The organism is Mesorhizobium sp. M0800, assembly GCF_040320095.1.
Lineage (GTDB): Bacteria > Pseudomonadota > Alphaproteobacteria > Rhizobiales > Rhizobiaceae > Mesorhizobium.
The window spans coordinates 147,827-156,667 of sequence record NZ_JAMYOZ010000011.1 but is presented as its reverse complement, the minus strand read 5'-3'; the positions used below and the strand labels follow the sequence as shown (position 1 = coordinate 156,667).

At 61.0% G+C, this 8,841-nt stretch carries 8 protein-coding genes; 3 read left to right on the top strand and 5 right to left on the bottom strand.

Annotation, left to right across the window (positions count from 1 at the left end):
* The first annotated feature begins 167 nt into the window (after window positions 1-167).
* Together NKI18_RS16230 and NKI18_RS16225 are read left to right on the top strand one after the other, a co-directional pair.
* Complete coding sequence (locus tag NKI18_RS16230; protein WP_352619647.1) at window positions 168-617, top strand: hypothetical protein; 450 nt, start codon at window positions 168-170, stop codon at window positions 615-617.
* 450 nt (window positions 618-1,067) lie between these two features.
* A complete protein-coding gene (locus NKI18_RS16225; protein ID WP_352619646.1) occupies window positions 1,068-1,244 on the top strand; it encodes a hypothetical protein in 177 nt (58 codons plus the stop codon).
* Window positions 1,245-1,870: 626 nt separating this feature from the next.
* On the opposite strand, the gene NKI18_RS16220 is transcribed toward NKI18_RS16225, so the two are convergent.
* Window positions 1,871-2,464: a DUF6931 family protein gene (locus tag NKI18_RS16220; protein ID WP_352619645.1), complete on the bottom strand. Its 594-nt coding sequence runs from the start codon at window positions 2,462-2,464 to the stop codon at window positions 1,871-1,873.
* Window positions 2,465-2,545: 81 nt separating this feature from the next.
* Between NKI18_RS16220 and NKI18_RS16215 the strand changes: the two genes are divergently transcribed.
* Window positions 2,546-3,187, top strand: coding sequence for an OmpA family protein (locus tag NKI18_RS16215; RefSeq protein WP_352619644.1), 642 nt, complete (start codon window positions 2,546-2,548; stop codon window positions 3,185-3,187).
* Between the two features lie 57 nt (window positions 3,188-3,244).
* On the opposite strand, the gene NKI18_RS16210 is transcribed toward NKI18_RS16215, so the two are convergent.
* The 4 genes from NKI18_RS16210 to NKI18_RS16195 form a co-directional block, all read right to left on the bottom strand.
* Window positions 3,245-3,394 (bottom strand): hypothetical protein, encoded by a 150-nt coding sequence (locus NKI18_RS16210; protein WP_352619643.1) that lies wholly within the window; start codon window positions 3,392-3,394, stop codon window positions 3,245-3,247.
* Window positions 3,395-3,402: 8 nt separating this feature from the next.
* Entirely contained in the window at window positions 3,403-5,736 is a 2,334-nt protein-coding gene (locus tag NKI18_RS16205) for a M23 family metallopeptidase (protein WP_352619642.1), read from the bottom strand.
* On the bottom strand, window positions 5,733-6,104 hold the full coding sequence (locus NKI18_RS16200; protein ID WP_352619681.1) for a DUF1036 domain-containing protein: 372 nt from the start codon (window positions 6,102-6,104) through the stop codon (window positions 5,733-5,735). The genes NKI18_RS16205 and NKI18_RS16200 overlap by 4 nt, the downstream gene beginning before the upstream one ends.
* Before the next feature lie 147 nt (window positions 6,105-6,251).
* Window positions 6,252-8,837: a serine/threonine-protein kinase gene (locus NKI18_RS16195; RefSeq protein ID WP_352619641.1), complete on the bottom strand. Its 2,586-nt coding sequence runs from the start codon at window positions 8,835-8,837 to the stop codon at window positions 6,252-6,254.
* Window positions 8,838-8,841 lie beyond the last annotated feature (4 nt).

The following is an 8,841-nucleotide window of genomic DNA, read 5'->3' as shown; positions in this document are numbered from 1 at the left end:
TGGCGCCACATCGGCCACCTCGTTGAAACGATCGAGGCAACCGAATGCAACAACTACTTCGCAAACGCCGGCTACGCTTCCATCAAAACGTGAAAGGCTCTAGTGAATGGGAGGGCGCCATAGCCGATCTGACGGGGGTGGCCTGATGACAAATCGGAGCAACAGGGATGGCAAAGTTTAAAGAAGCCCTTGAGCGCGCGAAGGAAACTCGCCGTCAGCAGGAGAAGCCCGTCGGCGACGCGGAGGTGGGGAAGCGAGATGTCCCCATGGCGGACTTCAGCGAGCAAGCAAAAGCTTGGCTAAACGATGTCGTGATTGCATCGCTGGAGGCGGCCAAGGCTGACGTGGCAGGCGAGGTGGCTGTTGACATAGACACCGCGCCACGCCGGCAGGTTAAAGCTTTAACCCCGTCGATTCGTTTCCAGATCTACAAGAAGCGAGAATTGGAGAAGGCGCCTAGAAGAACCTTTACGGTCAACGTTAAGGTGAGCGGGGCGGTGTCCGTATCTTCGCCGGGGATGGTGACCAAAGATGTGGGAAACATAGGGGACAGGTCCGACGTACGGGTCCGCACCTTAATAGCCGAACTGATCGAGGACGCCGCCAAGGGTACATAGCAACGCTGTGCCCACAGGCGAATGTGGAGGGGGTACAAGCTGGCCGGCGAGCCAGGTAGCCGATCACCCGCTCAGAAAATTTCTGCCAAATATTTCCGACCTCCCATTCCACGAAATCGTTTGTTGATCTCTCCTAAGTTCCCGGCAAGATGACCCCAGGGCACCGAGGGGTCGGCTATCATGGATACTGCGCCGGGATGCATTACGCCTGAAGCTATTGCAGCAGCCGTTAAGGCCGCGTCGGACGGCAACGTGGTGTCCCTTAGAACGGCCGTAGCGGCCCTCCGTGCCCTGTGCCCGCACGCAGACGAGACGGACCTCGAACTGTGTGAAATTCTGATCGATCTGGCGACACATGATGGAAGGGCCGTCCTGCTCGACACCAAAGAATAGCTAAGGAACAAATCGGATCACGGGGAAGTCCGGACCTATTCGCATGTAGCGCCGGCCATGGTTGAGTTCGACGAAAGGAAACAGAAGGTTATCGCCGACCTCATACGACGGTGGATCACGTCAGAAGCCATCCGCAACTACCTTCGCAAGGCGCTAAATCTTCCGGTGGAACAGGGGCTTCCGAATGAGCACAAGCCTTTGCTTGATGAAATTGATCGGGCCGACAAGAAGTGACGGCGTGATTGGCTTCCTCCGATCCTCGTCAGAGCGCTAGGCAACCAGTCTGACGTACCACGTCTGCAACGCATAGGCAGCAGCAAGGAACTCATGAAGTGGACCAAGCGTGGCCGTCAGTGGGACCTCGTCGTGCGCTTTTGCGTTATTCATGCCTGATCAGGAGCGGGCTCTGCGCTCATTCGACCAGGACGGGGGGCTGACGTGATCAACTCCGCTCAGAATTTCTACCAAGAATTGTTTCGCTGCGTTGGAATGCTTTGGGAATGAGCGAGTTTCGCCTCGATACCTTCGGTACGCTTTCGTACATCGAATGAATTTCAAATGTGCCCGTCATGGCAACGCTGCCCAGAGAACACCAAGATCGCGGCGAGCAGGGACAGCAACATTGCTAGACCTCATATTCCAGGGCTGAGAGTGGTGGCCCGCAAAATCCACTCGACGCCGCCCTCTAGACCGAGGAAAGCACCGAGGCGAAGAGGCGGAAGACGGTAGCCAACCCGCGGATGTCATCTCTGAGCTCCACCCTCGGCCCTGCGCAGTTCCAGCCAATCCCGACTCCTTTGGACACTCGCGCCAAGCAGTTGTTCGCTCTCGCCTTCAGCCCTGACAGAAAACATGCGAGGCTAGTATGCGTCCGCTGATTGGCGCAGCGCCTCGATCTCGGCCATCTGTAAGCCCATTTCGACAAAGGCAGATAGAACGGCAAAACGGTCCGCTAGTGCAACACGCGCGAGTCCTGCCAGAACTCCGGCATTGACGGCATGGGCGGCAGGAAACGGCTGTAAGGCCGGTGGCACTGCTGTGCGGCCGACGGATCCGCTAGTCCCCAGGCCATTGTCACGCCATCCCGCAGCCAAGGCAATCCAGGCGCCCGGGGTTGTAGGTGGCACTGCCGCTGCCTGGCCCAGCGCGGCGCGATGGTGGGCGCTGCCCGGTTCGCTGACCCAGTTGCTGACGAGTGCGAGTAATTTTTGATCGGTTTCATCGAGCAGCTCGCTCAGATGCCCCAGACATTCATGAGCCCACCAGACCGCGGCCCGATCCGGCAGCAGGTAGGCACAAAAGGTGATTGCCTCTTCGGGAACGCGTCCGGCGAGGAGATCGCGGCAAAACTCAAGCGAACGCTGTTCGGTTGGAAGGGTTCGCATGTCTCGGGCAGCGGCGGGACAAGCTATGAAAAGATCTCCTGCCGTTTTGAATCGGAGCCCGTTGGCCATGACGCCACGCTTTCATCGAGAGCCTGTCGGCACTCAAGCCCGCAGCGCGGCGCGGGTCAAGTCTCAACTTGCGGCGGGGTGATGACCGGCGACAGAGCCGCGGCTCGGTATTTCCCGCAGACAATTGCTTCGGAATTTGGTATGTTCACGGTTGGTAATATCGGATGCTCAACAGGAGTAACCGCTATGCGGTGGGCCAGTTCACCCTTGGTGTTGGCGGTCGTGGTTTTCTCGACCCATGTTTGCGCCGACCCTGTCCAGAAATCAGAAGATATCGTGAAGTTTTTTGCCGGCGCGGCCGATCTTGGCAAGTCGCGTGGAATTTGTGTCGGCACCGAGGAGCAGTGCAAGAGCAGGACCAAGGCAAAAGACAGACCCGCCGACAAATCCAGTCTCGACATGCTGATCAATTTCGGACTGGATTCGGCCGAACTCGACGCAACCGCGCGCGCCGAGCTCGCGGAGTTTGCCAAGGCCCTGAAGGACAACCGGCTGAGCAGTTTCCACTTCGTCGTCGAAGGCTACACCGACGCTTCCGGACCGGCAAACTACAATGAGCGGCTCTCACAGCGACGAGCGCAATCCGTTACGTCCTTCCTGACAGCAAGCGGCGTTGAGGCCGCCCGCATTAACTCGATCGGCCTGGGCGAAGCGCATCCGCGCAGCCCCAACCCGTACGATGCTGTCAATCGCCGCGTGGAAATGCGCATAAAGACCGAGTAGGGAACGCTGGCGCATGCCGCCGGAAAACTGTGCGGCAGTTTCCGAGCCACAACTGCGTTACCGCGTCAGGGCAGCCATTTGAATGCCCGCTGTCAGTTCCTCCGGTTCGCCGCCCACCACGACACCGTCGTCGAAGTGCGGCGCCTTGGTCGGGAAATCGCCGACCCGGGAACCAAGCGGGCTGCGGCTGCGACTTGCCGACGCCATGCCCTGGCTCAAAGCGCATTCTGAACGGAGCTCAGCATCGCCGTGATCACCTGTTTGTACTTTGCGAACTCAGGCGATGTCTGCCGCACCTCAGTGGTGGTCGTCGTCTGCTGGCTCGCCGCGGTCGTGGCTGGGCTGAGCTTTCGACCCATCTTCCTTTCGGCCCAGTCCACGACATAGGTGGCGGTCTTGCCGGTGAGAAAAGGATTGGCCTGAATGACGGCTGATCCGAGCACGGCGCTCAGTTGCGCCGAACCCGACGCCGACAGCACCTGATGCGCGCCCTCCATGCCGAGGAAATGGCACAGATAGAGCCGGCCGGCTGTGATCTGGTGGCCGCGCGCCCGAAGATAGGCTTCGCCCTCTCGCGCCAGATTGCGAACCATCTCGCGCGAGATCGTGGCGTCGTAACGCAGGGCAAGCAGGTCGGCGGTCGAGAGCGTGCGTGCCAGTTCAGGGCGGTATGTATTCATCATCCGGATCCAGGTTTTGGTGATGAACTGGCCGGCGCCGGTCGCCGAAGAATTCGGGTTCTTGGCACGGGCACTGCCGCCACTTTCGACATGGACGATGCGGTCGGTGAGCGTTTCCACGGCGGAAAGATCCGACGCGACCGCGGTAACTGTGCCCAGCGGGTCGATCGCCGCCCCATTCTGGTAAAGTTCGAAATGCAGGTGCGGTCCGGTCGACAGTCCGGTGGTGCCGATGTAGCCGATGATGTCGCCTGCCTTCACCTTGGTGCCGACACCTCCTACGATTGCGAATTTCTGCATATGAGCGTAGCGCGTCTCGCGCCCGCTTCCGTGCGAAATCTTGACTAGATTGCCGTAGCCGCCCCCATCGCCCTGGAAGCTGATTTCGCCATCGAAGGCGGCTGCGATCGGCGTGCCGACCGGCGCCGCCCAGTCGACGCCCTTGTGGATGCGAACGGTGCCTAGAATTGGATGCTTGCGCGGCCCGAAGGTCGAGGTCAAGACCCCGTTGACCGGTGTGACCATGCCATTGGTGACCGTCAGCGAGCGGACCTGATCGTCGCCTGTCACGCATGCAAACTGGCCATCGCCCTGCTGGAAGACGAAACAGTCGAGACTTTTTGTCGTGCCCTGGACACCAACATACAGCACGCGGCCGGCGCCTTCGTCCTTGCCGCGCGGCGTCTGCGAATAGATCAGCACAAGACGCTGGTCCTCGCTTGCAAAGGCATCCAGATCCTGTCCTCTCGACAGATACATGATGGCTTCGCCGATCACGCCGGTTGGAACGCTGTTGCGTGCCGCAGTCGAGTAGATCGCGTCGAGCAGACGATACTGCCTTTTGTGGCCGCCTTCCGCCGGCGCGCCCGAGTAGTTGAACAGATCTTCGCGTACCCAAGGGTCAACGCCCGATACCAACACGCCCGCGGCGTTACGCGTCAGCGTACCGACAAAGACGTTCTTGGCGTAGATCGACACCTGCATGAGGGACATCGTTGTCGTCTCGCGGTTGGGCCGGTATCCACGCATGGCCACGACATAGCCCGGTTCCAGGCCGTCCCGGCCGAAGAGGGCCTTCAGCGCCTCGCCTGCCTGCTTGGCGTCGTCGGCGGAGAGATATGCATCGAGCGCAACGCTGTCCAGACTGCGATCGTTCAGGATCTTCACGAACGTGTCTTCCGTCGCCTCGAACCGCTGATATTCGTTCGTCACAGTTGCGACGGTGGTGTTGTTTTCGATCTGGGTCTTGTGGAACGCCGGAAGAGCTGCATCGCCTGCATCGATTGTTTCACCCCAGCCGGCCTCCGGGTCGTCGGCTTCGGCCAGTTGATCGGCAGCAGGCGCGGGTTCATCCGCGGCAGGAAATGGCTGAAGATTGTTCTGCAGATCGCTGGAGGCTGCTGGAGCCGTCTTTCGTTGCGCCTGGAAGAATGCAAAATCCTCCTGCGTCGACGGTATGGTCGTCATGAATTTCTCGCTGGCGCTAAGCATGACGTCGGACAAAATCTCGATCTGTGGCGAAACCCCGGCCTGCTCGAGTTCGGCCGGGCGCGGAACAACGCGGCCTTTCGTTGCGGCGCCGGCATCGGGTGCGAGCGTGATCCACATCGGGTCCCCCGCCAGGCCGATAATGGCAGGCACATAAACAGAGGCATCAGCGGGCACATCGTCGGCTCCTTCGACCGCATGCAGCTCCTCGTCTTCGTCGCCAAACGACCAATAGTCTGCGGTGAGATAGAAGCCGGCGGCAATCGAACACAGGAAAACCGTGGCGAAGCCGGCAAGAAGCCCGCGCCAAAACGTGCGCCGGCGAAGGGCAGCGCGTGCTTGCTTCTTTTCCTTGAAGCTGGTGTCGATAGCGTGCGTCACGGACTGCTTCCGGTCAGGAAAAATGTCCACCGCACCTGTTCAAGCGTATCGACTTCAACAAATCGCGCGACAATATGGCCGCGCTGCCAGCATTCGTCGATGCCGCGTATCGAGAAACGTCGCCGCTCAATGCACATTTCGGTCGATCCGGTCAGGATGGCGTGGCCGAAAACGTCAGTGGCGTAGAGGTAGATGTAGCGATTCGTCAGTTCCTCGCGGATGACGTTCACGCACTGATTTGCGCCGATGGTCCACCAGCCATCGGTCTGGTCGGCATTGTCGACCTCCTGGCCCACGGCGAGGTTGACGACGTCGAGCGTCTGATTGCACACCGTGAATTCGGCGCGCGCTTCGTTGCATGAGAGCACGGCCAGCAACGCGGCGGCCGAAACGACCCCAAGCCTCATCCGGCCCCTCGAGGCAAGTAAGGTTCGAAGCCGACCACGCTGCTTTAAGGGCAGGTCGGAAGACGAGCGGGGCAAACGCGAGCTACGGAGTTCCATCGGACGCCCATGCTACCCGCCGAGCCGGAAATACTTGGCACTAGCCGAGAACTTGGATCCGTTGGCCTCGATTTCCTCGAGGATTTTGGGCAACAGCCGTGAGGCTGGCACTGGCGTGGAGAACGCAGCCGCCTGGATATCCTGGGGCCCGGTAATCACCATGATGATCTGCGGCACGGCCTTGCCTGCAGCCCTGTCGGCGGCGCCGAGACCGATCGGGATGCTGAAGGTAGCCTTGTCCGATTGTACGACCATGCGGTCGTCGAGGTTGAACATCATCCCTTTGTGGTCGATCAGCAGCACGCTGGAAATGAGCCCGCCACGCGTCACCAGCCTACCGCTGATCGGCGTACCGTTCGGCACCGATGTTCGATCGAGAACAAGCTGCGGCTTTTCGCCAGTAGTCTGCCCCAGAAAGCGCAGGAAATTGGTGACTTCGCACTGGCTCGGCTCAATGAGGCGCACGTTGATGTCCGGCTCAACGTGGAACTTTGCCTGGAAATCAGCCAGCATCTGCTCGAAGGGCTGGACCGCGGTTCCAAATCCTTCGATGGCAGCGGTCTTGTCGGTTATCGAAGTCACGGCGGCGTAGAAACAGTCGCCGCCGCTGAAGTCGCGAACCCACGAGACACGTTGCGCTATATCGTCGATTACCGGGGCAACTTCTGGCTTAGGCAGGTTCAGGGCGACCATGGCCTGGTCTGGTTCTCTGGCCGCCGGCAGGTCGGCCTGCTGCTCCTTTGCCCTCGTCGCATCCGCCTGGCGTGCAGCCGGCTCTGGAACGGGCGCTGCTGGTATCGCCTTCGCCGGCCGGCTTGCCTGGTGTTTGGCCGGCGGGAGGTCGGCCTGCTGCTCCTGTGCGTTCGTCGCATCTGCCTGGTCTGCAGCCGGTTTGGGGGCGGGCGTGGCCGGTTTCGCCTCCGCCTGGTGGCTTGCCTGATGTTCAGGCTTCTGGCTCGCCGCGGCACCTGACTGGGCCGCGGGCACCGTCGGAGCTTTTTCGACCGGCGGGAGGGCGGGAGCAATCTTGGCAGGCGGCGGGGGCGTATCGGGCTGAACTGATGGCGTTGCGTTTTCGGCCGGCGGTTGCGCCGCACTTGCCGACGGCTTCGACGTTTGCTCGGGTTTCGGGAGCATCTTGGGCGACGCTGCCGGCGGCGGCATTCGAACTGCGGCCTCCGCCTGATTCTCAGCTGGCGCCAATGTAGCCTCCGTTTGCGGCTTTGGGGCTGGAAGTTCCTGTGGCGGCTCAGGGGAGTCCGCATCATTGTCCGTCGCCAGCGGCTTTGACGCCTCTGCCTCAGGAATCGATGCTTCGGGGACAGGCATTGTTGCTTGTGGTGCAGGCTGTGGTGGCTCTGGCGCGGAAAGCGAGGTCTTGCCGGCGCTCGGCGCGGTGGGCGTTGTAAAACCGCTGACATAAAGGCCGGCAACCGAGGCGAGAGCCAATGTCGCGAAGGCAGAGATTGCGATGGTTCGCGTCTTTGAGGACCTTCCAGGAACAGCGCCCACGACCGCACGTGGCGGCGCGGCGATCGGTGAGGCCCGCGGTTCGGACAAAAGCGCTGGCCGGACATGCGGGACAAAGCGCTGCCCGCCCGAGCCTGCCAAAGGCGCGTCATGGCCCAAGACATTGGACGGCGGGGACGAGGCCTTCGGATCGGGCGCAAGGGTTTGCCCCGCTCGTGGCAGACCCGGCCTGTCGCGGTTTGGGATGAACGTCGGCGGCGTTGTCCCTTCGTCCTCGTCACGCGTCATCCTGGCGATTTCCGCCATGCTCACCGGGCGGTCTCGCGGATCCGGCTGCAGCATGGCTTCAACAATGCCGCGAAAATCGTCGTCGATGTCGGACAGGTCGGGCACGGTCCGGCGCTTTTCGATGATCTCGAATTGCGACCCGCTCATGTCGATCGGCTTGCCGCGCAAGGCGGCAACCAGCACCAGCCCCAGGCTGTAGATGTCGGACTGCTCGCTGACATCGCCGCTGTATAGCCCAAGCTGTTCGGGGGAAACGTAGTTGTACTTTCCCGCGAATTTTCCGCCGATCAGGGTCTCCCCGCCGACGGTCGCCGATCGCGCAATACCGAAATCGATGATCTTTGCGCGGTCGACTCTACCCCCTGGCAAGATGATGTTATCGGGGGAAAGGTCGCGGTGAATTGCTCCCGCTTGATGCACGGCGCTCAGACCCGAAGTGAGACGATGGCAGAGCTTGCGTACCTTTTCAGTCGGCATCGGGCCACGTCGGATAATGTCGTAAAGCGACTCGCCGTCGACAAATTCCATCGCAAGGTAAGGACGACCGATCCCGGGGTCGATGGTGAAGACGTGATATCTCACGACCGCATCATGCGAGAGGTGATTGAGGACCGACGCTTCCTTGCGGAACAAGGACAAGATCGTCGGGTCGCGGGCAAATTCGGGCAGGACGATCTTGATCGCGACATGGTCGCCAGTCTGGATGTTGTGTCCGCGGTAGACCTCACCCATGCCGCCGAATGCGATCCGCTCGTCAAGTTCGTAGATGCCGCTGAGCTGCGTGCCGACGGCGGTGTTGGTCAGCTGCGGCGATATTCGCGTCTTGTCGTCGGCGCTCATCGGC

Coding starts and splice junctions, on each gene's coding strand:
- NKI18_RS16220 (WP_352619645.1), bottom strand. CDS start 2,464: ATGGCCAACGGGCTCCGATTCAAAACGGCAGGAGATCTTTTCATAGCT.
- NKI18_RS16210 (WP_352619643.1), bottom strand. CDS start 3,394: ATGGCGTCGGCAAGTCGCAGCCGCAGCCCGCTTGGTTCCCGGGTCGGC.
- NKI18_RS16225 (WP_352619646.1), top strand. CDS start 1,068: ATGGTTGAGTTCGACGAAAGGAAACAGAAGGTTATCGCCGACCTCATA.
- NKI18_RS16215 (WP_352619644.1), top strand. CDS start 2,546: ATGACCGGCGACAGAGCCGCGGCTCGGTATTTCCCGCAGACAATTGCT.
- NKI18_RS16230 (WP_352619647.1), top strand. CDS start 168: ATGGCAAAGTTTAAAGAAGCCCTTGAGCGCGCGAAGGAAACTCGCCGT.
- NKI18_RS16195 (WP_352619641.1), bottom strand. CDS start 8,837: ATGAGCGCCGACGACAAGACGCGAATATCGCCGCAGCTGACCAACACC.